Below are 23,486 nucleotides of genomic sequence, written 5' to 3'. Positions count from 1 at the left end.
ACCTCACGCAGACGACGCTGGGGGTCAGCCGCGACGATGCGGCCAAGTTCCTCAGCCCCTATGTCGAGCAGGGCATCTATCCGCGCGATCCGTTCGTCAGCCTGGACATCGAAGGGGTTGGCCAGCTGGTCGAACTGGCGGCAGAACGCGGGCGCAAGACCCGGCCGGACATCAAACTGGGGATCTGCGGCGAACATGGCGGCGACCCGGCATCCATCGCCTTCTGCGAGCAGGTCGGGCTGGATTATGTCAGTGCGTCGCCATTCCGCGTGCCGATTGCTCGGCTCGCGGCGGCGCAGGCGGCAATGATCCAGTCAACGTGACGCCAATCGAAACTTGGCAGAGAACGGATCGATAGGCGGCGAGCGCTTGGCTGCCCGGAGAAAAATCCCCCGACGCCTCAAGAGCCGAAAACACCAGACGCTTTGTGCCGGGGTAACTGGTAGCCAGCAGGAAAGTGTCGGCTCCAGATGTTCTCGACCTGCAACCGCGAGATGGCTTCCGACGCCTGGCACTGTGTCGGACGATGCCAGGCGTCCGGTCGCGTCAACTTGTCTGGTTTTCCTTTGCGTGCTTTTCGAACGCGCGCTGAGTCGCCTCCTGCATCGTATTCAAACGTTCTTCGGCATGCACGCCTTGCCAGTCAAAGGACTTCTGGCGGCTGACGTTCGTGCCATTGATCTCAGGCAGCACGTAACGCATCATGAGTTCGAGCGAACGCTTCTTTTGCTCAGTCCCTGTCCAGTTCTTGTCGAAGAGGAGCAAGGTACCAAAGCCAGGGATCTTTTCTTCCAGACGGCGGATCTGGGCAATCGCGTCATCAGGTGTGCCGACAATGGCTTCGCCGCGCTCGACCAGTTCATCGAGCGTCACGTTCATCGGAGATGCAGCGATATGCGCCGTCTGGTTGATGAAGTAGCGCTGGGTAATGTCGAAACCCTTGCGCGCCTGCGCCATCGCCTCTTCGCGAGTTTCAGCAATATGCATGTCAGTCGCGCACCGAACGTTCGCCGGATCCATCGTCCGACCGTATTTCGTGGCGGCTTCCTGCGCGATCTTCCAGTTGCCGGACAGCGCATCATAGCCGTCGGGACTCGTGGCCGCTAGGCAGAGCAGGGCTGTGTCATGCTTGGCTGCAAGTGTGCCGCCGCTCGGAGTGAAGGCGCTGGCAACGCCTATTGGCAGTGGATCTTGATATGGAAGCAGGTGGCAGTGCGCGTCGCGCAGATCATACCAACTGGTCTTTTCAGTGACCCACTCGCCCGCTAGCAGGCGCTTGATCACCCCGATTCCCTGATCGAGCTTCTCACGCGCTTCACGAGCGTCCTGGCCCATCATGTATGCGTCCGCTGTCAGAATGCCGGGGCCCGCGCCGAAAATGACTCGCCCGCGCGTCAAGTGATCGAGCTGCGCAATGCGGTTCGCCACCATCAGCGGGTTGTGATAGGGTAGCGTGATCACACCCGTGCCCAGCTTGATATGCTTGGTGCGCTGAGCAGCAGCAGCAATCATTAGTTCCGGCGACATGATGATCTCGTAGCCGCCCGAATGGTGTTCACCATACCAGACTTCGGAAAGGCCGATTTCATCGGCGTACTGGGTCAGATCCAGGTCGCGCTCAAGGCACAGTGTCGGGTCTTCGTTTAGCGCGTGGAACGGCGGAATGAACAATCCCAGACGAAGTTTGTTTTTGCGTTTGGCCAATTTAGCCTCCTTGGCGAGCAATGTGGTCAATATTTGAGTACTGGTGTGCGCCCCATATTAGGGGCGAACAGTCAGACACCCAGAAATTTGGCGATGTTGGCACCTGCGATCTTTGTGGCGTTCTCGACGCCCACCGCTTCGACCACGGAACGCAAGGACGAACGCGTATAGCCAAGTGTGCTCTCATTGTGCGGATAGTCGGTCGACCAGTAGGCATTTTCGACGCCGACCCGGTCAATCATCTCAAGTCCGAGAGGATCGATCATGAACGAGGCAGACATGTTATTACGCCAGTAATATTCAGGTGTGTGCTTCAGCGGCCAGTTGTAGGTATGCTTGACGCTGGCATCGAGAAAAGTGGCATCCTGAACTGTCGATACCGCCCAGTTGATTCCGCCTTCGAACCAGCCCACCTTCAACCCTGGATGCCGATCGAGGATCCCGCCGAACACGTATTTGCCGAACATTTCACGGAACGAATGCACCAATTGGATCATAGCTGCTGCGATGCGGTTATGCTCATCATAGCCGAAATCGCCTTCGCCGATATGGTGCGAAACGGGGATGCCCGATGCCTCGATTTCCTCCCACACCGGGATCATCGCCTTGCCAGCGTAATCGATCTTGGTCCCATCGGGAAAGGTGAAGGCATTCAGGGGCAACAGGAAGGTTTTGAGCCCAAGCGACTTCAGTTGCTCAAGACTGCGGCGTGTGCCTGCTGGATCCCACCAATTGATCAAACCAACAGCATAGAGTCGGTCCGGTGCCTTCGCCTGCCACTCAGCGATATATTCATTATAAATCTGGAAGCAAAGCTCCCGAAGGTTATGGTCGGGGAAAGCCAAGGTAGCGAGAACCTCGTTCGGGAAGACAAGCGACTTATCAACTCCCTCTGCATCCATATCTGCAAGGCGGGCTTCGACGTTCGCCGCATTACAGCCCGGTCGCCTTTCAAAGTGGCTGACAACTTCGGAAAAGGCTGGCGGAAGGAACGACTTGCCGTTCATGCCAATCTGAAACACGCCGTCTTCGTCCCGCCACAAGCGGGGAGCATATTCCTTCAAGTTCGCAGGGAAATTGTCATAGAAGATGTCGTCACCGACCGAAACGTGATCGTCGGCAGAGAAGACCAGCGTCCCAGCAGGCAGGCCGGTATCGCCTTTGGTCTGCGGCAAGCGGTCATTCGGGGCACCATGCCCTTCGAGCGGGAAAATGTCCGCGGCAGTTGCATCAAGCATTTGCATTACTCCCTAGAATTATGGTGCCATCTGTGGGGCCAGCTAAAGAATCTTTCTCGACAGGAATTTCACTTCCATCGACCGGTTTGACGCAGCCAATCCCTACCCGCCCCGCATGCGAAAGCGGGAGTTCCGCGCAAACACAAAAAGGACTCGCCAAGGCCTCAACACATCGCTAACATCTAAGATGCTAGGATGCCAGCACGCATAACCAATAGTCGCTCGGCGCCAATAGGGAGATGGGCTGGAGGGGAGTTGGAAGGCTTCCCCAAAGCCAAAAACAAAACCAAAAACAGGGATGGAGGTAAGTATGAAATTTCGAGCGATTTTGATGACTTCGGTTGCAACCGGCTTGGTCGTGACGGCGACACCGGCATTAGCGCAGGACACTGACGGAGATTCCCCTGGCGACATCGTGGTGACCGCACGCAAGAGAGATGAGTCTATCCTTAAGGTGCCCGTCGCCGTCACTGTGCTGGGCAATGAGCAACTTCAGCAGTATGCTACGGGAGACTTGCAAAGAGTCGCTGATCAGGTGCCGTCACTCGTGATCGGTTCGCATGTTGCAGGCGCAGGCTCCCAAGTTTCCCTGCGAGGGGTTGGCACCGCGACATTCAGTGCGGCGATCGATCAGTCAGTGTCACTCAACATCGACGGCATGCAGATGACCCAGGGGCTGGCCTACGCTTCAGCACTGTTCGATATGGAACAGGTTGTCGTGCTGAAAGGGCCTCAAGCGCTCTTCTACGGCAAGGCGAGTCCGGGTGGCGTGATTTCCATCAAGACAGCCGATCCGAAAGGCCATTTTGAGGCTGGCGCCGTGGTGGGCTACGAAATCGAAGCTCAGGAAAAGGCTGTCGAGCTATTTCTCTCCGGACCTCTGAGCGACACTTTCCGCGTGCGTCTCGCAGGCAAGTACTCCGACTCAGACGGCTATTTTCGAAATCGCGGCATTCCGCAACTTACTGTTCCAATTCTGGCCTCGCCAGTTGGCCCGCCGAGTTTTGTGAATTACCCTACCGGAGCTGCTGCACCTATCTCCAGCCGGATGCCAAAAAACGAAACTTACCTGCTCCGCGGTACAGCTATCTGGGAGCCGAGTAGCAGTTTCACTGCCAAACTGAAGCTCAACTACGGCCACATGGACACGCAGGGAACCGGAGCGGAAGGTCAGTATGCTTCTTGTCCGGATGGAACAGCGGCGATCCTGGCGAGCTCGAGCGGTCCGGTCACTTCTCCCGTTTCCTTTATCGGCGGGGATGACTGCAAGCTTGACCGTAACGCAAGAATCGTGACCATGGACCCTGCCTACTTCCCGGGTCTGACCAACGGCGGCGTACCATTCAACAAGTCGGAGCAGTATTTCGGCTCACTCGACTTGAATTACGATTTGGGCAACGGCCTCGGCCTGAGTTCGGTGACCGGATACTATCATGTTGATCAGGCGCAGTTCATCAATGGCACCGAAACGACTGCAGCAGCACCGCTGCTGGTGGTGGACAGCTCGCTCACTCGCAAAGACTTCACCCAGGAATTGCGCCTGACTTCTGACTGGAAGGACCGTCCGATCAATTTCATGGTCGGCGGGTTCTATCAGAAGAGCACGATGGACTATGATCTCGAACTGATTGGCAATCAGGCCTATACGCCACGCGTGCTGTACGGCATTCCCGCATTTGTTCCGGCCGCAGGTCCCTATGCAGCCATCGATACGCCGGTATTGCCGCCGCGCCTGTTGAACGGGTTCCATCACATCGACATCGAATCGTGGTCGGGATTCGCCCAGGTTCTGTGGAAAGTGGTCCCCGAACTCGAAATCGGGCTCGGCGCTCGTTACACGGATGAGAAGCGCACTCTCACCCAGACCAATCGCCTGAACAACTACCTCGCCACATATTATGGGGCTCCGGTGGTGCCGGCTCCGGTCGTGACCACCTTCCCGACCCTGAAATCCTCCAATTGGTCCCCTGAGCTTTCGGTTACCTACACCCCGACCCAGGATCTGACGGTCTACTTCAATCTCAAGCAGGCCTATAAGTCCGGTTCCTTCGATGTCGCCGCTGTGCATGCGCCAACGGCAAATCCATCGTTCCGGGACGAGCGTGTCCGTGGCGGTGAGTTGGGCGTGAAGGGGCGGCTTCTGGATGGTCAGATGACTTTCAATCTGTCCGGATATTACTACAACTTCAAGGACCTCCAAGTCGGAGCCAACGAAGTCATTTATCTGCCCGGTACAGACGGCGTTATCGGGACAGCTGATGATGTCACGACCTATGCGCACAAGACGTTGAATGCTGCCAGTTCGAAAGTCTACGGCATCGACTTCGACCTTACCTACGCTCCAAGAGCTATCGCTGGATTGACATTCCGAGGCGCAGTCAACTGGAACCACGCTCGCTATGGAAAATTCAATAATGCCTTGTGCTGGGGGGGACAGACCGTCGCCGAAGGATGCAACCTCGACCTTGACACGTCAATCGGCCTCTACAAGGCTCAGGATCTGTCCGGCCAGTCGCTCCTGCGGGCACCTGATTGGGCAGCCTCCTTTGGCTTCGATTACGAACTGCCACTGGCCAACAGCAGCAAGATCAGGTTTGGTTCAAACACGACTTACTCGTCGTCGTACTTTTCCAATATTCTACACCGGTCTGACATGAGGCAAGGTGCTTTTGCCAAGACAAGCGCCAATATCACGTTCGTTGGCCCTGGCGATAAGTGGGAGCTCTCACTGATCGGCGACAACCTGACCGATAAGGTCGTTGCCACGAACTGCATCAACGCAAACTTCCAGGTCTCCAACGCTCCCAACACGATCATCACGGGCGGGACAACCAAGGGGACGGCTGGCAACGAGGAATTGTGGTGCATCGCCGACCGCGGACGTTCTGTCCGGATGCAATTCAGGCTGAAGATCTAGGGACATTCGGGCCTGGCCGCTACGCCGCTGCCAGGCCCGCCCGTTTTCCTCGTTTAAATAACTTATGGCATCTGTTCCACGCGTGCCTAATTCCAAGATAACGCTCTTGTCCGAAATCTGCGTCCCGTGGCCTGACGGCCCTGGTTCGTGGGAAGGATGAAATGGAGGCAAGGCATCATGATGACGCCTCATAATCGTGCACATTCTCTGCGGATACCCAAAGATTGGCAGTTTACTCCTGAACAGATGACTTCGATCATCGCGCGGCGTCACCCCGGCGCACAGATCTCTCGAGTTACCATTCTCGACGGCTCCGACGGGACCAGCAGCAGAGCCAGGCTAGGGCTGGAATACTCCCAAGGCCAAGGTCCGAACGCGGTTTTCGCCAAAACGCAGGGCGATATCTGGCACAGGCTGCTCCATTTCATGACCGGAAACCTTTATCGAGAAGCCAGACTTTATGCGTCTGGCGTCAACATTCCCATCGAACATCCCGCCGAATATTATGGTCAGGTCGATCGCCTGAGGCTCAACGAGCTTGTCGTGATGGAAGACCTGACACCGCGCGGTGTCACTCTGTACGATGCCACGAAATACGTATCAGTCGATGAAGTGGCGAGCGGGCTGCGCGCGCTGGCAAGGCTTCACAGCATCTTCTGGCGCTTCACGGAGCAAACATATCCCGCGCTTAGTTGGGTCGAAACCTGGAATGCGACTCTGCGATTCCGCATTATTCTGCGGGCGGCTTGCGGCAAGGGAATGTCCAATATGAAAGACAGCCTCCCTGATGAGGTTATGAAACTTGGTGCCGCCGGAATTGAGAAGGCGTGGACAGCCTATATACGGACTTTGAGCAAGGGACCTCTGACCCTGCTTCACGGAGATGCCCACGTCGGCAATACATACATGGTTCCAAACGGTGATTTCGGATTTCTTGATTGGGCCTGTGTGCGTCGCGGAAACTGGGCCTTCGACGTAGGCTACTTCCTGGTCGGTGCCTTGAGTGTGTCTGATCGCCGGGAACACGAACGGGAACTCATCGAACTCTATCGCCAAGCGCTCGAAATTCCGCAAGCAGATCTGCCGTCGCGTGAAGAAGCATGGCTGAGGTATCGCGGCACTCCGGCCTATGGTCTGGCCGTCTGGCTGGGAACAGCCAACAGCGTCAATTATCAGAGCCACTCGATCTGTTCGAAACTGGTCAATCGCTACGCGACCGCTTTCCTAGACCTTGATACGCCATCCGCGATAGCGAAGCTTGGTCAAGCCCGCCAACAATGATCTGCACTCAATGATCAGATTGTGGTCATCTCGCCAAGTTCCGCAGAAGATGCTTGGAGCGGTCATTGCCCTCGGCAATTTCGACGGATTACACCTTGGGCATCAGGCAGTTGTCGCCGAAGCCGCGCGGATGGCCCGAGCCACATCCCGCCCTCTGATCGTAGCAACATTCTCGCCGCACCCGGTTCACTATTTTCAAACTGATGCCGAGCCCTTTGAGTTGACGAACCTGGCCCAGCGCGCAGAACTTTTCGCAGGTGCCGGAGCGGATGGCATGCTTATCTTCGAGTTTGGTGCTGCCCTGGCAAACACGTCAGCCCTTTCATTCATTAAAGACCTCCTCGCCCAGAAGTTCAGGGCAAGCGGCGTAGTGACCGGCAATGGCTTTCGGTTTGGGAAGCAAATATGCGGCGATGCACCGTTTCTCATAAAGCATTGCGCTGATTTTGGCTTTTCAGTGTCATTTGTGGAGGACATTAGTCAGGCAGGCGAAAAAATTTCGTCAACCAAGATTCGCGAGGCTCTTCGAGCAGGTAGGTGCCTGGCAGCGGAAAAGATGCTCTCACGTCCATTTTCAGTCGTCGGTCCCGTGACTTTCGATTGCGATCACCAAAATCCGATTCTTCAAATCGATGGCTATGTTGCTCCCCGTCCGGGGCGTTATCTGGCAACCTGCCGGTTGGCCAGCGGCTGCATGGCTCCTGCGGTGGTCGATGTTCTCAAAGGGAGTGCAGGAGCTGCATTGCGCCTCCAACTCCTCGTTGGCGATGTCGCCTTCGACCATCGGCCAGTCGAGATCGCTTTTGTCAGTGACGAATGCGGGGACTCGCGCCTCATTGCCGAGGTCGCTGGCAATTCGCCCCTCGCCGCCCCGGCTCTGACGACTGCTGCTTCACGAGCCGTTTCCCAACTATCACACGCCGCGTCATATCGGTTGCGAACCACGTTCTAAAATGCTAATATTTTAGTTAGACATTATGGAGCCGACCTGCCAATGCAGAATTTCGAGCATCTCGTTACAGACGTGACAAGTCAGGAGTCGTTTTGCTGCCTTGACGGTGAAACGCTGCTCAACGCTTCAGTGCGGTCGGGCAAGAACATTATTCCTGTCGGATGTCGCAACGGTGGGTGCGGCATGTGCAAAATCGAGATTGTCGGCGGCGACTACCGAACTGGAAAGATGAGCCGCGCCCATGTGACGGAACAAGAGGAAGGCCAAGGCATCGTCCTCGCCTGCAGGACGATGCCAGGCAGTTCCCTCGAAATTCGCAGCAAGGGCACCAGCCCCGGCTTTAACTGAAGTGACGGATATGGAGATTGGGTATGTACAAGGGAGTGATGCGACCGGGCCACGTGCAGATCCGGGTCATGGATATGGCGGCGGCGGTGAGCTACTACCGCGACCTTCTCGGGTTGATCGAGACCCATCGGGATTCCTCGGGGCGCGTTTACCTCAAAGGCTGGACTGAATCCGACAAGTTCTCCGTGGTTCTCCGTGAAACTGATAGGCCCGGCCTGGATTTTTGCGGATTCAAGGTTTTCAATAACGAAGCCCTTGAATCGCTGGAGGCCGCTCTCAAGGCATTCGGCTGCAAGGTGGAGGATATCCCGGCTGGCGAGCTAGATGATTGCGGCAGAAGAGTGCGTTTCGACTCCCCGACGGGCCATGTTTTCGAACTCTACGCTGAGAAGACACGTACCGGTAAGTGGGGCATTAGCACTGTCAATCCGGAAGCCTGGCCGCGGAACCTGACAGGAATGAAAGCTACCCGGTTCGACCACTGCCTGCTCTATGGCGCTGATCTGGATGGAACGCTTGAACTCTTCACGAAGATCTTGGGATTCAGCCTTTCAGAACAAGTCATTGACGAGAACAACCTGCGGATTGCGCAGTTCCTCACGTGCTCAATGAAGGAACATGATATTGCCTTCATCCGCAATGCCGAAGATGGAATGCTGCATCACGTCGCATTCGAGCTGGACACTTGGGAGGAAGTGCTGCGTGCGGCAGATCTGATTTCAATGGAAGACGTTCCACTCGACATGGGGCCTACGCGGCACGGGCTGACTCACGGTCAGACCGTCTATTCCTTCGATCCTTCGGGAAATCGTACGGAAGTGTTCTGCGGCGGCGACTACTTCTATCCCGATCATGAGCCGGTAACCTGGACGGCTGACAAGCTGGGCAAGGCCATCTACTACCACTCCCGTGAGTTGAACGATCGCTTTCTCAGCGCCCTGACCTGAAGCTATCGCGGGCAATCGTAGAACCTGTCTGGATTGCCCGCATTTTCCGCATCCCACGATGGACAAGCCTAAGCGCCGAGGCGCGCCAAGCAGACTCTAGCTTAGGCGCCCCCCCTAGCAGGAACACAACATGAAACCCGGTACCCGTTTGAAGAGCGCCGCCTGTGACACCGAAGTGATTGTTATCCGCTGCAGTAAGGGTTCGATCGAATGCGGCGGTCGCTCCATGGGCGAAGCCAAGCGATCCGAAGCAGTCATGCCCAGCGCCGATCATGCCAACGGCACGCTGATGGGCAAGCGCTATGTTGATGCCGACGGTCAGTACGAACTTCTCTGCGTCAAGCCCGGTAGGGGTTCACTTTCCGTCGATGGTGTCCCGCTAAACACCAAGGACGCCAAGCCGCTCCCGGCTTCCGACTGATCCGAAGGGTACGCGGCGACTATGAACATTGCGCTTCTCCTAGAGATGGCGGCTGAGGCCGCGCCATATCGCATTGGCCTTGTCTGCGATGGCAAAAGCTGGACTTATGGCGACCTGCTTGCTGCAGCGCGCGGGGCCTTCGAGCTGATCGAACTAAGCGGCGCCGAATATGTCGCGCTGCTCGACGAAAGCAGCGAGGCCGCCGTTATCGCACTGTTCGGCGCAGCCCTTGCTGGCGTGCCCTATTGCCCGCTCAACTACCGGCTGGCCGATGCTGACCTTTCCGCCCTGCTCGGTCGCATCGCACCTGCGCTGGTCATCGGTGATGAAGAGCGCATCACCCGGCTGGGCGGTGATCAGGGCCACACCATCTACACGCGCGAGATGTTCACGCTGAAGGCTCAGGAATCCTGGGCCGAAGGTGAGGAGCGTGAATATGATACCGGCGAAGGCGTGGCCGTGCAACTGTTCACCAGCGGCACCACGGCAGCGCCTAAGGCAGCGATCCTGCGCCATTCCAACCTACTTGGGTATATCCTGGGTACGGTCGAATTCTCCGCCGCCGATGAGGCTGACGCCGCTCTGGTGGTGGTGCCGCCCTATCACATTGCCGGCATTTCGGCGCTGCTCTCCTCAATCTATGCGCTGCGCCGTATCGTCGTGCTCCCTGCGTTTTCGCCTGAAGACTGGCTGGGGCTGGTCGATGGCGAGAAGATCACCAACGCCTTTGTCGTGCCGACCATGCTGGGCCGCATCATTGATGCCGTCGACAAGGGCGCCAAGGCGGATGTCTCCAGCCTGCGCGCCATGGCCTATGGCGGCGGCAAGATGCCGCTAGAAGTTATCCAGAAAGCGCTGTCCTATTTCCCCGGCACTGGCTTCACCAATGCCTATGGCCTGACCGAGACCAGTTCGACCATCGCCCTGCTGGGCCCGGACGATCACCGCGAGGCACTGGCTTCCTCCGATCCGAAGATCCGCGCCCGCCTGACGTCGCTGGGCAAGGCGATCCCGACCGTCGAGATCGATATCCGCGACGAAGACGGCCGCGCCCTGCCGCAGGGCGAAGCTGGTGAAATCTATGTGCGTGGCGAGCAGGTTTCCGGCGAATACAAGGGAGGAAGTGCGCTTGACGCAGAGGGCTGGTTCCCGACCCGCGATGCCGGCTACATCGACGAGGACGGCTATATTTTCCTGTCGGGCCGCGCTGATGACGTGATTGTGCGCGGTGGCGAGAACATTTCGCCCGGCGAGATCGAGAACTTGCTGCTGGCCAACCCAGCCATCGCCGATGCCTGCGCGGTTGCAATTCCTTCGGTCGAATGGGGTGAAGGCATCGGCCTGGCGTTGGTCGTGCGCGAAGGCCACGAACAGCCGTCCAAAGACGAGATTAGGCAACTGATCCGGGCGCGCCTGCGCTCCTCGCGCCTGCCCGATAAGATCATTTTCGTGAAGGAGTTGCCATACAATGAAATGGGAAAGCTTTTGCGCCGCGAAGTAAGATTCAAATTTGAGAGCTTAGTTTAACAAGGTTTAATCAATGAACGAATCCGCAAAACTTGAACTCATAATGCAGTCCCTTGAGCGCGCATCTGAACGGCTGGGTGACATTACTCATTTAGTATTCAAAAAATACTACGAGAAATTTCCGGATGCAAGGCGGGACTTCAATGAGCTATCAAATGGAAATGTGGATGCGCTTGAAGGTGAGATGGTTGAGCGAGTAATCTATACAATAATGACTTGGTTTGAATCTCCTGGGGAGATTGAAATTCAAGTTTCAGGATCGGCGGCGCATCATAAAGATACGTTAAATATTAATGAAGTGTCCTATATTGGACTTATTGTTTGCGTAATTGATGCGATTAAATCTACCATTCCTCATGATAAAATTCTAGAATTTGATGCCTTGGCGAGTTTAGAATTTGATATTTGCAATATAGTAAATAGTCAATTTATAAATTAATTATTTAGCAGATAATTAATTTGAGAATTAATTAAATGAATAGAATGGTTCATGCTGGCAATAATATTTGGTAAATCAGGCCTGTTCCGACTGCTATGATCATTTATGTTGATTGTTCGAGTGCGACGTAAAGGAGGTTCGGAATATGGTGGGACCAAGAAAAGTTGCGCTAGTTACTGGTGCGAGCTCGGGTATCGGGCGCGCAACCGCAGAGGCATTTGTGCGGCACGGATACGCTACTGTACTGGTCGATCGCGATGTTGCGATGGGCAAAGAATTGATGGCGGAACTGCGACGTCGCGGCGAGGTAATGTTCCTTTCCTGCGACGTCGTAGACGAATCTGCCGTCGAAGCGACGATTGCAGAAGCCGTAGCGACCTACGGCCGGCTTGATGCTGCGTTTAATGCAGCAGGCGTTGACGGGGAACAGAAGCCCACGGCTGAAGGCAGCGTTGAAAACTGGGACAAGATCATGTCTGTGAACCTGAGGGGACTATGGTTCTGCATGAAGCATGAAATTCGCCAAATGTTGCAACAGGGAAGCGGAGCAATCGTCAACTGCGCATCTAGTGCAGGCCTTGTTGGTCTTGCTGGCTTGTCGGCCTATGTCGCATCCAAGCACGGCGTTGTCGGGCTTACGAAATCTGCCGCGCTGGACTACTCTCGCAGCAACATACGCATCAATGCCGTGTGCCCAGGAATGATCGACACGCCTATGTGGCACCGTTCGATTTCGCCAGAAATGACAGCTAAATTACTTGAGAATGATCCTTGTGGCCGACTTGGCCAGCCTTCCGAAGTCGCTGAGGCCGTGATCTGGCTATGTGCCCCGGCCGCAAGTTTTGTTACAGGTCAAGCGCTTGCTGTGGATGGCGGCATGACTGTTCCATGAACGGATTGGATGGATGCTCGCTGGTTAAGGCGGCCTTGGCGTAAGGGGGAGTTTCGGGGGTTGTCAGGAATTCCATGGGTGGGCAGGCATAATGGGTAAGATGGAGTCCCACTATGTCCCAACGGAAGGAGTCGGCGATTCCGGTTGATTCCCTCGATCAACTTCTGCAGGCAGCGATGCGGCCATCGCTCTGGATCAGGGCGGACTGCTGGATGCGCTCAAGAAGGTCCTGGCCGACCGGGCGCTCAATGCGGAGATGGACCATCATCCGGGCGGCAACGATCAATCTGATAACATCCGCAGCGGCTGCCCTTGCCGAACGGAGTATCGAGGCCGCCGTTCCTGGCCGGTCAAACCGGCGCGTGAAATCGAGCATAGTTCGGCGCACTACAAGCAGTACAATCGTGTCGAGCGCATGTTCGGACAACTCAAGATTAGCCGCGCTATCGCCACCCGATACGATCAATCGGCCAACAGCTTTCTCGGAATGGTCCGTCTCGTCACCGCCAGATACTGGCTTAAATTTGTCCACGCTGGTTAAGCTTGGGGCGCGGGCTGTTCTTACATGCAGGGCCGGGTAATTCGCGCAATTCCCATTGCCTGTCACCCACTAGCCTGCTAGGATGTTAGCATTATCGGCAGTTGACCGATTTTGGTTGCAGGCGGACTGGTGGGCGGTTGCCCTGCGAGTGTGTCGATTTTGCCTCGTGCGTCCGCGCGAGGGCGGCAATTGTATCTGAGGTTCGAAAATATGGCAAAATCTAAGTCTCTTATCGCAACTGAGGAAGTTGTTGGGGCCTGGGCGATCATGCCGACTCCAGCAAAGGCTGATGCGAGCAATTGGCGTTCCCAGAATACGGTTGATCTGGATGAGACGGCACGCGCGGTTGAAGGACTGGTTCAAGCTGGCGTCGATGGCATTCTAGCATTGGGCACGCTTGGTGAGTGCGCAACCCTTACTTGGGATGAGCAGTATGCGTTCATGGCTGCTCTTATCGACAGCGCAGCAGGCCGCGTACCGGTCTTCGTCGGCACGACTTCGCTCAATACGCGCGAGACCATCCGCCAGACGCAGGTTGCCGCCGACATGGGGGCGGATGGCACCATGCTCGGCCTGCCCATGTGGTGCGCGCCCAGCATTCCCACTGCCGTGCAGTTCTATCGCGATGTCGCGGAAGCCTGCCCCGAAATGGCAATCTGCGTCTACGCCAATACAGAAGCCTTCAAGTTCGATTTCCCTACCGCGTTCTGGGCTCAGGTGGCTTCGATTCGGCAAGTTGTATCAAGCAAGTACAACTCCATGGATCGCCTGCTGCAGGACATCGCGGCCACACGTGGCCAGATCAAGTTTCTGCCGATCGATGCCGCCTATTATGGTGCAGCACGCATGGAGCCTGATTTCTGCAATGCCTTCTGGACGAACAACGCAGTGTGCGGGCCAGCTATGGTTACGCGCTTCCGCGACGTTGTCGCAGCGGCGAAGCTCAGCAACGACTGGGGCGAGGCAAAGATCATGGCAGGCGAGATCGGGCATGCACTCGGCACCCTGTTTCCCAACGGCAGCTTCAAGGAATTCTCGACCTACAACATCGGGCTGGAGAAGGAACGTATGAACGCAGCGGGATGGATGAATGCCGGTCCGGTGCGGCCGCCCTACCATATCGTCCCCGAACCTTACCTGGAAGGCGCCCGCGAATCGGGTCGCCGGGCTGCGGCGCTGCATCAAAAGTATTCCGCAGGTGCCGAAGCAGTGGCGGCCGAATAGGCGGCAGAACGTTCGTCTGGCTTGTTCCGGTTTGGCCCCAGCCAATGTCTTGGAGATAGGATATGTCGCATTTCACAACCGAGCGCACCCTTTGGGATATCGCGAGCGGCCCGGCACAGACCCAGTCTTTTCTTGCGGATCCTGACGGCTTTTTGTCCCGCTATCCGTTGAATGACGCCGAGAAGGTCATGATCAAGGAAAAGGACGTCAAAGGCCTCGAGGCGATGGGCAGCAGCAGTATGCTCGTCATGTTGTTCTGGGTTGCAGTGTCGGGCGGGTTCGCCTCGCTTGGTGAATATCTGGGGCGCATGAACGCCCCGGCCTGATAGATAATTCTAGATAGAGGAGTTTGGAGCATGGCTGAGATTGTCGGGGGATTCCTGCTTCCGCATGACCCACTCGTTACGGCAGATCCCGATGCGCCTTCGAAAGAACAGGGTGATGCCGTTCGCAATGCTTTCAAGCATGTTGCGAAGCGTCTGGAGGAGCTTGCGGTCGATACGGTGATCGTGGTCGGCGATGATCACTATACCGTATTCGGGCCGCAATGTCTGCCTCGCTGCCTGATCGTAATCGGTGACGCTGCGGGCCCTATCGAACCATGGGTGAGATTGCCGCAGGAACCGTTCCGCATCAACCAGCCACTGGCCGAGCATATCATGCAGCATGGTTTTGATAACGGTATCGACTGGGCGGTGGCCAAGAGTATCACGCTCGATCATTCGACATCGCTGCCGATCCACCTGTGCTTTCAGGACAAGCCTGGCATCAGCGCAATACCAGTGCTGATCAATTCAGGTGTAGAGCCCTTGATTCCAAACCGGCGCTGCTACCAGATCGGCCAGGCGATGCGGGAAGCGGTCCTTGCATGGGATGGCCCGGAACGCGTGGCGATCATCGGCACTGGCGGTATCAGCCATTGGGTCGGCATGAAGGAAATGGGGCGGGTCAACGTCGAATGGGACCAAATGATCATGGCTGCGGTAGAGCGGGGTGATGCCGAAGCAATCATTGCCCTGAGCGATGACGAGATCATCCGTGAATCGGGCAATGGTGGCCTTGAAATCAAGAACTGGATCGTTGCGCTTGGCTTCGTGGATCGCTTTCGCGGCGAGGTGATAGAGTACCAGGCTGTCCATGAATGGGTAACGGGTTGTGGTTTCATGGAGATCGCCGCGTGACGCAGATTGACTTCTATTTCGACTTTTGGAGTCCCTACGCCTATCTGGCCTCACACCGCCTGGGGCAATTGGCTGACAAGCATGGATGCACGATCAACTATTGCCCGATCGATCTGACCCGGGCGAAACTTGCTGCGGGCAACACGGGACCTGCCAATCTTCAGATACCGCCAAAGATTCGCCACCTGATGACTGACCTGCGGCGATGGGCCGGGCGCTATGGCTTGCCTTTCGGCAGTGTCCCCAAGGGCAAGGATACCAAACGCATCAACACCGGCGCGCTGCTGGCACAGGATCGCGGCATGGCACGAGACTATGTCCGTGAAGCCTATGACGCTGTCTGGGGGCAAGGCGGCGATCCGAACAGCGACGAACTTCTGACCTCGCTGGCAGAAAAATTGGGCTGGGATGCCGAGGAGTTCCTCCGTTACGTCGGGTCGAGCGCGGCTGCCGAGCGCTATGAGGCGGTCTACGAGCGCGCTGTTGAGCGCGGTGTGTTCGGCGTTCCCATCATGATTGTTGGTGACGAGATGTGGTGGGGCAACGATCGACTGGAGTTCCTCGACCAATTCCTTCAGGAACAAGGCTAGGTCCGGTCGATCGGGAAAGTCGCACGAGCCAGACAGCATCGACTTTCCTCGGCAACACGACGAAGAAGTCCCGTGTCGTCGGAGCAAGGCGACACGACGCAGCGGGCCAGCCGCGCGCCTACTCAGGTGATTGTCGGCCGGGCCGATTGGAGCAAATGAAAATGAATTCTATCAAAGTGCAGTTTGTCGATCCGAAAGGTGAGCTTGCTGTTATCAATGATGCCGAAGTGGGCCACACGCTCATGGAAGTTGCGAAAGCCCACGGGGTCGAAGGAATCATGGGCGACTGCGGTGGTGCCTGCGCCTGCGCAACGTGTCACGTCTATGTCGATGAAGCTTGGCGAGCCAAGGTCGGAGAGGCAGACGAGATCGAGAGCGAGATGCTCGATTTAGTTTCCGATATTGTTCGTCCGGGCAGTCGGCTTTCGTGCCAGATCAAGGTCACCGAAGAACTCGATGGATTAATCGTCACCGTTGCTCCGGCTGCCTGAAAAGGTTCTACAAAGCTCGGCCCGGATGCGCGCAATTTAATCGGGATAGGATGATATCGTGATAATTTCTATATCCGAAACGGGCGTGGCCCTTCTCGAGCCGTCGGATTTCAAGCGCTTCAAGGTGGTCAGCGTACTTGATTCCGAGCAGACATCTGCTGAACTTCTTGAGATAGCGACCGTTGATGGCAACGGGGGGGGCTACTGGATCAGCCGCGAATGGATTCGTCAGGCTGCCAGCGTGCACGCTGCCGACGAATCCTGGCAACAGAAATTTATCCAGATGCTGGAGTACGCCGCCTCCAAAGGCTGGGTTGACGCCGAAACGGGTGCCGTTCTGGCGCACTTGGCATCTGACTGAACTAACCTTCCTCCTATCTCACAACACGGGAAAAGCCCATGAGCATTCATGCAATCGAGCGAATCCTCTGGGAACTCGGTGATGATAAACGTCGGGTAAGGCGTTTCGTCGAAGATCCTGACGCTTACCTAGCGAATTATGCCCTCAGCGAGGCAGAGCGCAAGATGGTCAAGGCCTTGGATGTCAAGGCGCTCAGCGCTCTCGGCGTCAGCAACATGCTGATTCTGTCGGCATGGAACATGTTCAACAGCGGCAATCCGCTGGCGATATTCGAGTATCTCAGGAACATGAATGGTGGTCGGATGGTCAACCGGATGAAGATCCCCGGATGGCAATTCGTCTTCATCCGGTCGATCGTAGCGTCTCGCCGGATCTGGCACACGTTGCTGCGCGCGGCGGGCGCCAAGGGAAAGATGGGATAAGTCGACATGGCAAAGTTAGTAGGCGCGTTCTGCGTCCCACACATACCACTCATTGCATCGCAACCAGGGGTCGCAAACAAGCGTCAGTTCCGAAATGTGATGGATGGCTTCACTAGAATCCGCTCGCGGCTAACTGAATTGAAAGTCGATACCGTCATCGTGATCGGTGACGATCACTATACCGTGTTCGGGCCCCACTGCCTTCCCAGCATGCTCATCGGCATCGGCGATATAGAGGGGCCGCACGAAGATTGGCTCAAGAACAAGCGCGCACCAATTGCCAACAATCCGGAACTCGCCGCACATATTATGCGATTTGGTCATGATCACGACTTCGACTGGGCCGTAGCTAAATCGATTACTATCGACCACAGTATATTTATTCCCTATCTGAAAATCGTCAAGGAGCTCGAAGGCGTCAGGATGATCCCGGTTTATATCGCCGCGGGCGTGGCGCCCCTGATCAAGACAAAGCGGTGCATCGAACTCGGGAAGATGATCCGCGACGCCGTGGATGTCTATGACGGTGCTGAACGTGTGGCGATTATCGGCACGGGGGGCCTAAGCCATTGGGTCGGCACGGAGGAGATGGGCGATGTCAACGAAGAGTTTGACTTGGCCATACTGGACATGGTCGAACGCCGGGATATCGAGGCATTGACTGGGCTGAGCGATGACTTTGTGCTGCAAACGGCAGGCAATGGCGCCCTTGAATTTCGCAACTGGCTGGTCGCAATCGCTGCGGCGGGACAATACGATTACGAGTTGATCTGTTACGAGCCGATCAACCAATGGGTAACCGGGACAGCCATGGTAGAGCTTAGAGCGGTTTCCATTCATTCCGGTTCATAGCCGCACGATTTGAAGTAATTGGCGCATTCGTCGGGCTGGAAGATGTCCACGAGGAGCTGTCAGTCTAATGCGAAACGCTCTCCGTTGGTAAGGGGAGGGTGATGCAACAGATATCCTTCAGGCGGCACCGGTTCTCCCCGGATGTGTCCGATATGCGGTTTGGCTCTATTATCGTTTCACGATGAGCCTGCGCGATGTCGAGGATTTGCTGGCGGAGCGCGGGATCGATGTGAGCTACGAGACCGTAAGGTGCTGGGCGAACAAGTTCGGCCCGGCCATCGCGGCCAACATCCGCAAGGCGCGCGGGCGTGCCGACAGTGTCTGGCACCTCGATGAAATGGTGGTCCGCATCAACGGCAAGAGGATGTACATGTGGCGCGCCGTCGACAAGGAGGGCGAGGTCCTCGACATGCTGGTGCAAAAGCGTCGGAACAAGGCGGCTGCGCTGAAATTGCTTAGAAAACTGTTTAAGAACCAAGGCGAACCGCCCGAGCAGATCGTTACCGATGGACTGGCCTCTTACAAGGCTGCGATGAAGACTATGGGTTGTCGGGGCAAGCACTACCCCGGCCGATTACGGGACAACAACAGGGTGGAGAACTCGCACCTGCCGGTCCGACGACGAGAGCGCAAAATGCAGCGCTTCAAGTCCCAAGGCCAGGCGCAGCGCTTCGTTTCCACCCACTCCGCGATCTACAACACCTTCGCCATCCAGCGTCACCTCGTTTCCCGCAAGACCATGCGCATCTTTCGCGCGGCAGCATTTGCCGAATGGAGCGCTGCGTCCGGGGCGTGCGCCTAAATCCCGCCTGATGGGGCGTATCTGGTGCGGTGAGACTTAACCTGACAAGACCAGCAGCGCAGCGTCGAACGAATGACGATGCGGTTTATCCTTCTCGAACCAAACGCAACCTATGTAAGTTCCATCGATTTCCTCGACGGTCATTCTCGGTCCGCCCGACTTTGGCTGCACTACGTCGCCAATTTTGAGCTCCATGGTAATCACTCCAATTCGGAGCGCAAACATGCCGGGAACAAATCGGGTCTGCAAGCCAGCATCCGCATGATCGCTGTGGATACTTGAATGTGACCAACTTAGGCGCGCGCGTGGTATTTGCTAGGGAAGTTGGGATGACGCCCACCGCGACCCGCCTCAAAGCTCGGCTGGACGAGCGTCGCCGCTGGTTCGCCAACGAGTGGTTCTTCAAATGGCATTTCATCGGCAAGGAAGGGCCAGTCTCGATCGACTCATTCGATGGGAGAGGAATCCACTACGGTGGCATCAAGTTCTCAGGAACCGCGCGGCAGGTCTATTGGGACTCCGTTGTGCGAGGCGTGCGGAAGGAGATCACCGATCAGTTCGCTTGGGTAGACGAGCAAGTCCGTAATTACACCGCTGAAACCGCGCTTTGTGCGATCGACGAGAGTGCTGGTCTAATCGCTTCTTTCACTCAGTCTATCCGGCGCGAAGCGGTCGCCAAAGATCGTATCCTGCGTGGAGACGGGATCACCTTCCCAACGGAGAATGACGCCGGTCATTGGTATGACACCGATGCCGAGTCTATATTCAAACAGGCAGAAGCGTTGAAGCGAGCAATCCCACTAGCCGCAACACCAAGCGTTCCGGTTGAGGTGCGTAGTCTCTCAAAGCAAGCGTCGGCGCTTTGGCACGATAACCAGTGGTGGCTGGGTCCGCTCGCATTTCTGGTAGGGCTAGCCGGTCTGCTCCCGTTAGTTTTCTAGGTCATCAACGCCCCTTGGTGCGTTTGCTACCTAATACCTGAGGACTGGCGGAGCGGGAGGGCGCAAGGGGCTTCAAATAATCAATTGATATGCTGTTGGTTTCTGGAATTGCGAGAGCGCTGCCCCCACACTTGCCCCACTGTTCTCATCGGACGTAGTCGTCTGGCATTGTGGATGTTCTGGAAAGCCGGCTCTTTGGTTTGGAGGTGCGGTAAGCCGTCATCCATTCATCTTATGCTCCAATGGCATCTACGAGCTCATTGCCAGTCGTTCGACTTTTCAGCATTCATTCAAGGCAACGGTCGACGGCGCAAGAGAGACCCTGAGAGCGTTTTTCACGAGGGAGTGGGACACATCATTGGCTCAGACCTTCATCAAGAAAACGTCGAAGCGGCATGGTAAGATAGCAGCATTTGTCACCGATAGGCCCCGATCCATACGACTGGACTCTGCCAATCGGTGACGAGCCAGCGTCAGAATGGCGGCACACGTCAGCTATGATGGCAACCGATGTTCAAGTCACTTGCTAACATATCGATAGTATTCGTCAAAGAAGTGCCGGATGCGGATTTCCTGATCGCCATAGATGCCGCCCTTGTACCCCTTTGAGTGTATTCCGCTTTGGACGCGGGGCACCAGAACACGGTCCTGTTTCACCACGGGCCCGGAAACATCGACATCGTCGGGATCTGCGTAGGTGCGCGGCAGGACCTTTTCGCCCGATAGATCAGCATCCTCAACCGCCATGAACGACGGCAGCTCGCCAATGCCGGGTACTGCATAGACCTGCACTTGGTAGATGCATTTCTCCGGGTCAGTCGGATGGGGCAACCATTGCTGAATAAAAAAGCCCTCAGGATGCAGGAACATCTCCGTTGTCGGAAATACGCCCATGCCCCAATCGTCAATCAGCTGTCCTTCGCTGAACTTTTCATAATCAATGACATAGTCCTTGCGGGCCTTCTTGGCCTTGATGATGGCTTCAGGCACTTCGCTCCAGTGTTTGGGGAAGTCAGCTTCTTTGATCCCAGCTTCGCGCAGAAAAATCTTGTGCTCTTCCGCCAGTTCGTTGCTCAGTCTGCTGGCGTATTGCGGGCTAGGGCTCATGAATTGATAGATGCTCAGCGCGTGGCCATTGTCGAACAAGTCAGTCTGCGCATGATAGGCATTCACCGCCGAATAGAGTTGAGGGTGCGTGGCCTGTACGTGATAGCCTTCGACAAATGCCTCATGTGCAGTCTTCCAGTTTGCGGGCCATTCTTGCTGTACGTCCCTGATCCGCAGGACTTTTTCGAAGTCATAGGCGCTGGCACGTTCGATCAGGTCTGCCCCGAGAAACTCCTCAAGTGGCGGGGCGCCGTCGTCTAGCGTCATGAATATCCACCCACGCCACACTGCGGTGCGGACCGGAGGAAGGTCAAGGTTGTGGCAGATCGCGTCCTCCCGGAATGATTCGCGATCCTGGATCTTCAGTAGCTCGCCGGAGGTGCCAAATTCCCAGCGATGAAATGGGCAGACGAACTTTTTGGTGCTGCCAAAGTCCTGCATCACCAGACGCGCGCCGCGATGTTGGCAGACATTGTACATTCCGCGGACTTCATCGCCCTCGCCGCGCACGATCAGAACGGATTCAGGCCCGCGATCGACCTTCATGAAACTGTTGGCCCGGGGGATGTCGTTCAAATGGCCGACATGCAGCCAAACCTTTGACCACAACTGTTCCCATTCCTGTTCCCAGACCTCGCGGGAATAGTAGACATGCTTGTGTTCCAGCCGCCCCCCGCCCAAATCGCGAACAGGCTGCTTGCGGTAGAGCTTTCGAGTATCTTTCCAGTCAGGCAGAACGTAGTCTTGGCGGAACGCCTCATAGTCCAGGGTTTCGTGCGGTTCGGCATACCGGATGTTGCGCAGGCCTTCGTCAGCGTTTTCTGTCATATTCTCCACCGCACAGCTGTTTTATTTGGAGTGGACAGTCCTTGATGACTGTTGGCCGGTAAATGCCCGCTGCCGCAGGACTCCTTGCCTGCCACGGAAACAGCCCAATCCCTGACTATGCCTTGAGTTGCCGTTCGATCACCATGCGGACTTCATCCCCAGCCAGTGTTTCCATCTCGAAATCAAGCGACATGGCAAAGGCTGGACGGTAGATATCGCGGGTCAATCGGGCAAAAGAACGTTTGGTTGCAGCTATGCCGCCACGCGGCAGAGCCGCGATCCGGGCAGCCAAAGCGATTGCGGCAGGCTCGCATTCCTCGGGGGTATCGACCAGATCGCTGACCAAGCCCATCGCATGCGCCTGTTCGCCAGTGATCGCATCGCCCGTCAGCAAGTAGCGCTTTGCGCGCAGCAGCCCGACCGATTGGGACCAGCCGAGCACGCCGCCGTCTCCCGCTGCCAGCCCGATCACCGGAGGTGTCAGTCTGATGCGAAACGTTCTCTGCCGGTCAAACGATCCCTTACCCGCGCAGCCCCTCAGGCCATGAGGTTTTGCCACTCGGCCAGAGCGGCCGAGCGGCGAAGCTTGTAAGTTTGACGGTCGACGAGATGGCGTTCCTGGTTGAAGTGATTGTAGACTGAGCCGTGAACGGAGGCGAACTTTTGCAACGACTTCATCCGCCTGAAGCGCTGCATCGCTCGTTCTCGTCGGCGGAAGGGTAGGTGTGAATTCTCCGCCCGATTGTTGGCGTGCCGACCGACCTCGCGACGCGCCTCGTTACCCAGCTCGCGCATCGCGGCAGGGTAGGATTTCAGGCCGTCGGTGACGATCGCCTCGGCCCGGCCATGGCGCCTCAACGCCTTGCGAATAAACCGCAAAGCCGCGCCTTTATCCCGGGTTTTGGTGACGTAGCTTTCCAGCACCTCGCCCTCGTGATCCACCGCGCGCCAAAGGTAGTGCGTCTCGCCGTTGATCTTGACGTAGACCTCGTCAAGGTGCCACCGCCAGTGCCGGAAGCCCTTCATCCGGCTAACCCGCTGACGCCGGATATCGGCGGCAAACAGCGGACCGAACCTGTTCCACCAGAGGCGAACGGTTTCGTGACAGATATCTATGCCGCGTTCGAATAGCAGGTCTTCGACATTTCGCAGGGACAGTGGAAAGCGGACATACATCATCACCACCAGCCGGATGACCTCGGGCGATGAGTGAAAATACCGGAACGGATTGGCGGGTATGCGGGGGCGGGACATGCCCTCACTTTACCCGTCGCGCGGCTCCATCGCTAGCGGTGCAATCCTTTTGACACTGCCCGCCTCCCGCGTATTCCCCAAAGGTATTGTATTTCGCAGGCCGCCCGACCGTAGCCGAGTTGCCTGTGTTCGCCGCCGATTGCGGGCCGCCCCTTCCGATCAAAGTCGGGGCAGCAATTGGACGTTATGGCCTACAGCCGCGCTTGTCCATGCAATGCGAAAGCGG

General features: G+C 56.6%; 26 protein-coding genes and 1 pseudogene. 20 read left to right on the top strand and 7 right to left on the bottom strand.

All coding sequences use genetic code 11. The annotated features are described in order from the left end of the window. A partial coding sequence (locus tag Q8Q53_RS01810; protein ID WP_305700031.1) for a putative PEP-binding protein occupies nucleotides 1-323 on the top strand: 323 nt, incomplete at its 5' end. Nucleotides 324-546: 223 nt separating this feature from the next. Here the strand turns inward: Q8Q53_RS01810 and Q8Q53_RS01805 are convergent. Together Q8Q53_RS01805 and Q8Q53_RS01800 are read right to left on the bottom strand one after the other, a co-directional pair. Further along, a complete protein-coding gene (locus tag Q8Q53_RS01805; RefSeq protein WP_305700030.1) occupies nucleotides 547-1,704 on the bottom strand; it encodes an LLM class flavin-dependent oxidoreductase in 1,158 nt (385 codons plus the stop codon). Between the two features lie 71 nt (nucleotides 1,705-1,775). After that, nucleotides 1,776-2,942 (bottom strand): amidohydrolase family protein, encoded by a 1,167-nt coding sequence (locus Q8Q53_RS01800; RefSeq protein ID WP_305700029.1) that lies wholly within the window; start codon nucleotides 2,940-2,942, stop codon nucleotides 1,776-1,778. A gap of 310 nt (nucleotides 2,943-3,252) precedes the next feature. Here Q8Q53_RS01800 and Q8Q53_RS01795 point away from each other — a divergent pair, with 310 nt between their 5' ends. The 9 genes from Q8Q53_RS01795 to Q8Q53_RS01755 all read left to right on the top strand — a co-directional run bounded on the left by Q8Q53_RS01795 (nucleotide 3,253) and on the right by Q8Q53_RS01755 (nucleotide 12,666). Continuing rightward, nucleotides 3,253-5,859, top strand: a complete 2,607-nt coding sequence (locus Q8Q53_RS01795) for a TonB-dependent receptor (protein WP_305700028.1) — start codon at nucleotides 3,253-3,255, stop codon at nucleotides 5,857-5,859. Nucleotides 5,860-6,105: 246 nt separating this feature from the next. Further along, complete coding sequence (locus tag Q8Q53_RS01790; RefSeq protein ID WP_305700027.1) at nucleotides 6,106-7,140, top strand: phosphotransferase; 1,035 nt, start codon at nucleotides 6,106-6,108, stop codon at nucleotides 7,138-7,140. Next, nucleotides 7,118-8,092 (top strand): bifunctional riboflavin kinase/FMN adenylyltransferase, encoded by a 975-nt coding sequence (locus Q8Q53_RS01785; protein ID WP_305700026.1) that lies wholly within the window; start codon nucleotides 7,118-7,120, stop codon nucleotides 8,090-8,092. The genes Q8Q53_RS01790 and Q8Q53_RS01785 overlap by 23 nt, the downstream gene beginning before the upstream one ends. 42 nt (nucleotides 8,093-8,134) lie before the next feature. Next, the gene (locus tag Q8Q53_RS01780; protein WP_305700025.1) at nucleotides 8,135-8,440 is read left to right on the top strand and encodes a 2Fe-2S iron-sulfur cluster-binding protein; all 306 of its coding nucleotides are present in this window, start codon (nucleotides 8,135-8,137) and stop codon (nucleotides 8,438-8,440) included. Nucleotides 8,441-8,463: 23 nt separating this feature from the next. Beyond that, entirely contained in the window at nucleotides 8,464-9,387 is a 924-nt protein-coding gene (locus tag Q8Q53_RS01775; RefSeq protein ID WP_305700024.1) for a catechol 2,3-dioxygenase, read from the top strand. 130 nt (nucleotides 9,388-9,517) lie between these two features. Next, nucleotides 9,518-9,808, top strand: a complete 291-nt coding sequence (locus tag Q8Q53_RS01770) for a hypothetical protein (RefSeq protein ID WP_305700023.1) — start codon at nucleotides 9,518-9,520, stop codon at nucleotides 9,806-9,808. A 21-nt stretch (nucleotides 9,809-9,829) separates the two neighbouring features. Continuing rightward, nucleotides 9,830-11,335 carry a class I adenylate-forming enzyme family protein gene (locus tag Q8Q53_RS01765; protein WP_305700022.1) on the top strand — a complete coding sequence of 502 codons (1,506 nt, stop codon included), beginning with the start codon at nucleotides 9,830-9,832 and terminating at the stop codon, nucleotides 11,333-11,335. 13 nt (nucleotides 11,336-11,348) lie between these two features. Continuing rightward, nucleotides 11,349-11,774: a hypothetical protein gene (locus Q8Q53_RS01760; protein ID WP_305700021.1), complete on the top strand. Its 426-nt coding sequence runs from the start codon at nucleotides 11,349-11,351 to the stop codon at nucleotides 11,772-11,774. A 145-nt stretch (nucleotides 11,775-11,919) separates the two neighbouring features. Beyond that, nucleotides 11,920-12,666, top strand: a complete 747-nt coding sequence (locus tag Q8Q53_RS01755; RefSeq protein WP_305700020.1) for a glucose 1-dehydrogenase — start codon at nucleotides 11,920-11,922, stop codon at nucleotides 12,664-12,666. Between the two features lie 157 nt (nucleotides 12,667-12,823). On the opposite strand, the gene Q8Q53_RS16255 is transcribed toward Q8Q53_RS01755, so the two are convergent. Continuing rightward, nucleotides 12,824-13,198 carry a hypothetical protein gene (locus Q8Q53_RS16255; RefSeq protein WP_371136482.1) on the bottom strand — a complete coding sequence of 125 codons (375 nt, stop codon included), beginning with the start codon at nucleotides 13,196-13,198 and terminating at the stop codon, nucleotides 12,824-12,826. Between the two features lie 219 nt (nucleotides 13,199-13,417). On the opposite strand from Q8Q53_RS16255, the gene Q8Q53_RS01745 reads away from it, so the two are divergent. The 9 genes and pseudogenes from Q8Q53_RS01745 (at nucleotide 13,418) to Q8Q53_RS01705 (ending at nucleotide 19,130) form a co-directional block, all read left to right on the top strand. Next, nucleotides 13,418-14,431, top strand: a complete 1,014-nt coding sequence (locus tag Q8Q53_RS01745; protein WP_305700019.1) for a dihydrodipicolinate synthase family protein — start codon at nucleotides 13,418-13,420, stop codon at nucleotides 14,429-14,431. A 62-nt stretch (nucleotides 14,432-14,493) separates the two neighbouring features. Continuing rightward, nucleotides 14,494-14,757 carry a hypothetical protein gene (locus tag Q8Q53_RS01740; protein ID WP_305700018.1) on the top strand — a complete coding sequence of 88 codons (264 nt, stop codon included), beginning with the start codon at nucleotides 14,494-14,496 and terminating at the stop codon, nucleotides 14,755-14,757. A 30-nt stretch (nucleotides 14,758-14,787) separates the two neighbouring features. Further along, nucleotides 14,788-15,612 (top strand): protocatechuate 3,4-dioxygenase, encoded by an 825-nt coding sequence (locus Q8Q53_RS01735; protein WP_305700017.1) that lies wholly within the window; start codon nucleotides 14,788-14,790, stop codon nucleotides 15,610-15,612. Beyond that, nucleotides 15,609-16,202 (top strand): 2-hydroxychromene-2-carboxylate isomerase, encoded by a 594-nt coding sequence (locus tag Q8Q53_RS01730; protein WP_305700016.1) that lies wholly within the window; start codon nucleotides 15,609-15,611, stop codon nucleotides 16,200-16,202. The genes Q8Q53_RS01735 and Q8Q53_RS01730 overlap by 4 nt, the downstream gene beginning before the upstream one ends. Before the next feature lie 161 nt (nucleotides 16,203-16,363). Beyond that, nucleotides 16,364-16,693 carry a 2Fe-2S iron-sulfur cluster-binding protein gene (locus Q8Q53_RS01725; RefSeq protein WP_305700015.1) on the top strand — a complete coding sequence of 110 codons (330 nt, stop codon included), beginning with the start codon at nucleotides 16,364-16,366 and terminating at the stop codon, nucleotides 16,691-16,693. A gap of 85 nt (nucleotides 16,694-16,778) precedes the next feature. Beyond that, a complete protein-coding gene (locus Q8Q53_RS01720; protein ID WP_305700014.1) occupies nucleotides 16,779-17,054 on the top strand; it encodes a hypothetical protein in 276 nt (91 codons plus the stop codon). 38 nt (nucleotides 17,055-17,092) lie between these two features. Further along, on the top strand, nucleotides 17,093-17,476 hold the full coding sequence (locus Q8Q53_RS01715) for a hypothetical protein (protein ID WP_305700013.1): 384 nt from the start codon (nucleotides 17,093-17,095) through the stop codon (nucleotides 17,474-17,476). Nucleotides 17,477-17,482: 6 nt separating this feature from the next. Next, on the top strand, nucleotides 17,483-18,328 hold the full coding sequence (locus Q8Q53_RS01710) for a protocatechuate 3,4-dioxygenase (protein ID WP_305700012.1): 846 nt from the start codon (nucleotides 17,483-17,485) through the stop codon (nucleotides 18,326-18,328). Nucleotides 18,329-18,429: 101 nt separating this feature from the next. Further along, a pseudogene (locus tag Q8Q53_RS01705) lies at nucleotides 18,430-19,130 on the top strand (IS6 family transposase). A 36-nt stretch (nucleotides 19,131-19,166) separates the two neighbouring features. Here Q8Q53_RS01705 and Q8Q53_RS16250 read toward each other — a convergent pair. Beyond that, on the bottom strand, nucleotides 19,167-19,325 hold the full coding sequence (locus tag Q8Q53_RS16250) for a YodC family protein (RefSeq protein WP_371136481.1): 159 nt from the start codon (nucleotides 19,323-19,325) through the stop codon (nucleotides 19,167-19,169). A gap of 134 nt (nucleotides 19,326-19,459) precedes the next feature. Between Q8Q53_RS16250 and Q8Q53_RS01700 the strand changes: the two genes are divergently transcribed. Next, nucleotides 19,460-20,071, top strand: coding sequence for a hypothetical protein (locus tag Q8Q53_RS01700; RefSeq protein ID WP_305700011.1), 612 nt, complete (start codon nucleotides 19,460-19,462; stop codon nucleotides 20,069-20,071). Between the two features lie 519 nt (nucleotides 20,072-20,590). On the opposite strand, the gene Q8Q53_RS01695 is transcribed toward Q8Q53_RS01700, so the two are convergent. From Q8Q53_RS01695 to Q8Q53_RS01685, 3 genes are all read right to left on the bottom strand, one after another. Next, nucleotides 20,591-22,006, bottom strand: a complete 1,416-nt coding sequence (locus Q8Q53_RS01695) for an aromatic ring-hydroxylating dioxygenase subunit alpha (protein WP_305700010.1) — start codon at nucleotides 22,004-22,006, stop codon at nucleotides 20,591-20,593. 115 nt (nucleotides 22,007-22,121) lie between these two features. Beyond that, entirely contained in the window at nucleotides 22,122-22,565 is a 444-nt protein-coding gene (locus Q8Q53_RS01690) for an enoyl-CoA hydratase-related protein (protein WP_305700009.1), read from the bottom strand. Then, nucleotides 22,544-23,260, bottom strand: a complete 717-nt coding sequence (locus Q8Q53_RS01685; RefSeq protein WP_305700008.1) for an IS6 family transposase — start codon at nucleotides 23,258-23,260, stop codon at nucleotides 22,544-22,546. Before Q8Q53_RS01685 ends, Q8Q53_RS01690 begins: the two co-directional genes overlap by 22 nt. Nucleotides 23,261-23,486 lie beyond the last annotated feature (226 nt).

The sequence above is a fragment of the Novosphingobium sp. genome (assembly GCF_030699305.1).
Taxonomy (GTDB): Bacteria; Pseudomonadota; Alphaproteobacteria; order Sphingomonadales; family Sphingomonadaceae; genus Novosphingobium.
Note: the sequence above shows the minus strand (reverse complement) of the source record. Positions and strands in the feature narration are given on the sequence as shown.

What these genes read in the sequence shown, in the direction of transcription:
- Q8Q53_RS01800 (WP_305700029.1), bottom strand. Translation starts at nt 2,942, where the DNA reads ATGCTTGATGCAACTGCCGCGGACATTTTCCCGCTCGAAGGGCATGGT.
- Q8Q53_RS01795 (WP_305700028.1), top strand. Translation starts at nt 3,253, where the DNA reads ATGAAATTTCGAGCGATTTTGATGACTTCGGTTGCAACCGGCTTGGTC.
- Q8Q53_RS01790 (WP_305700027.1), top strand. Translation starts at nt 6,106, where the DNA reads ATGACTTCGATCATCGCGCGGCGTCACCCCGGCGCACAGATCTCTCGA.
- Q8Q53_RS01780 (WP_305700025.1), top strand. Translation starts at nt 8,135, where the DNA reads ATGCAGAATTTCGAGCATCTCGTTACAGACGTGACAAGTCAGGAGTCG.
- Q8Q53_RS01775 (WP_305700024.1), top strand. Translation starts at nt 8,464, where the DNA reads ATGTACAAGGGAGTGATGCGACCGGGCCACGTGCAGATCCGGGTCATG.
- Q8Q53_RS01770 (WP_305700023.1), top strand. Translation starts at nt 9,518, where the DNA reads ATGAAACCCGGTACCCGTTTGAAGAGCGCCGCCTGTGACACCGAAGTG.
- Q8Q53_RS01765 (WP_305700022.1), top strand. Translation starts at nt 9,830, where the DNA reads ATGAACATTGCGCTTCTCCTAGAGATGGCGGCTGAGGCCGCGCCATAT.
- Q8Q53_RS01760 (WP_305700021.1), top strand. Translation starts at nt 11,349, where the DNA reads ATGAACGAATCCGCAAAACTTGAACTCATAATGCAGTCCCTTGAGCGC.
- Q8Q53_RS01755 (WP_305700020.1), top strand. Translation starts at nt 11,920, where the DNA reads ATGGTGGGACCAAGAAAAGTTGCGCTAGTTACTGGTGCGAGCTCGGGT.
- Q8Q53_RS01745 (WP_305700019.1), top strand. Translation starts at nt 13,418, where the DNA reads ATGGCAAAATCTAAGTCTCTTATCGCAACTGAGGAAGTTGTTGGGGCC.
- Q8Q53_RS01740 (WP_305700018.1), top strand. Translation starts at nt 14,494, where the DNA reads ATGTCGCATTTCACAACCGAGCGCACCCTTTGGGATATCGCGAGCGGC.
- Q8Q53_RS01735 (WP_305700017.1), top strand. Translation starts at nt 14,788, where the DNA reads ATGGCTGAGATTGTCGGGGGATTCCTGCTTCCGCATGACCCACTCGTT.
- Q8Q53_RS01725 (WP_305700015.1), top strand. Translation starts at nt 16,364, where the DNA reads ATGAATTCTATCAAAGTGCAGTTTGTCGATCCGAAAGGTGAGCTTGCT.
- Q8Q53_RS01715 (WP_305700013.1), top strand. Translation starts at nt 17,093, where the DNA reads ATGAGCATTCATGCAATCGAGCGAATCCTCTGGGAACTCGGTGATGAT.
- Q8Q53_RS01710 (WP_305700012.1), top strand. Translation starts at nt 17,483, where the DNA reads ATGGCAAAGTTAGTAGGCGCGTTCTGCGTCCCACACATACCACTCATT.
- Q8Q53_RS16250 (WP_371136481.1), bottom strand. Translation starts at nt 19,325, where the DNA reads ATGGAGCTCAAAATTGGCGACGTAGTGCAGCCAAAGTCGGGCGGACCG.
- Q8Q53_RS01700 (WP_305700011.1), top strand. Translation starts at nt 19,460, where the DNA reads ATGACGCCCACCGCGACCCGCCTCAAAGCTCGGCTGGACGAGCGTCGC.
- Q8Q53_RS01695 (WP_305700010.1), bottom strand. Translation starts at nt 22,006, where the DNA reads ATGACAGAAAACGCTGACGAAGGCCTGCGCAACATCCGGTATGCCGAA.
- Q8Q53_RS01685 (WP_305700008.1), bottom strand. Translation starts at nt 23,260, where the DNA reads ATGTCCCGCCCCCGCATACCCGCCAATCCGTTCCGGTATTTTCACTCA.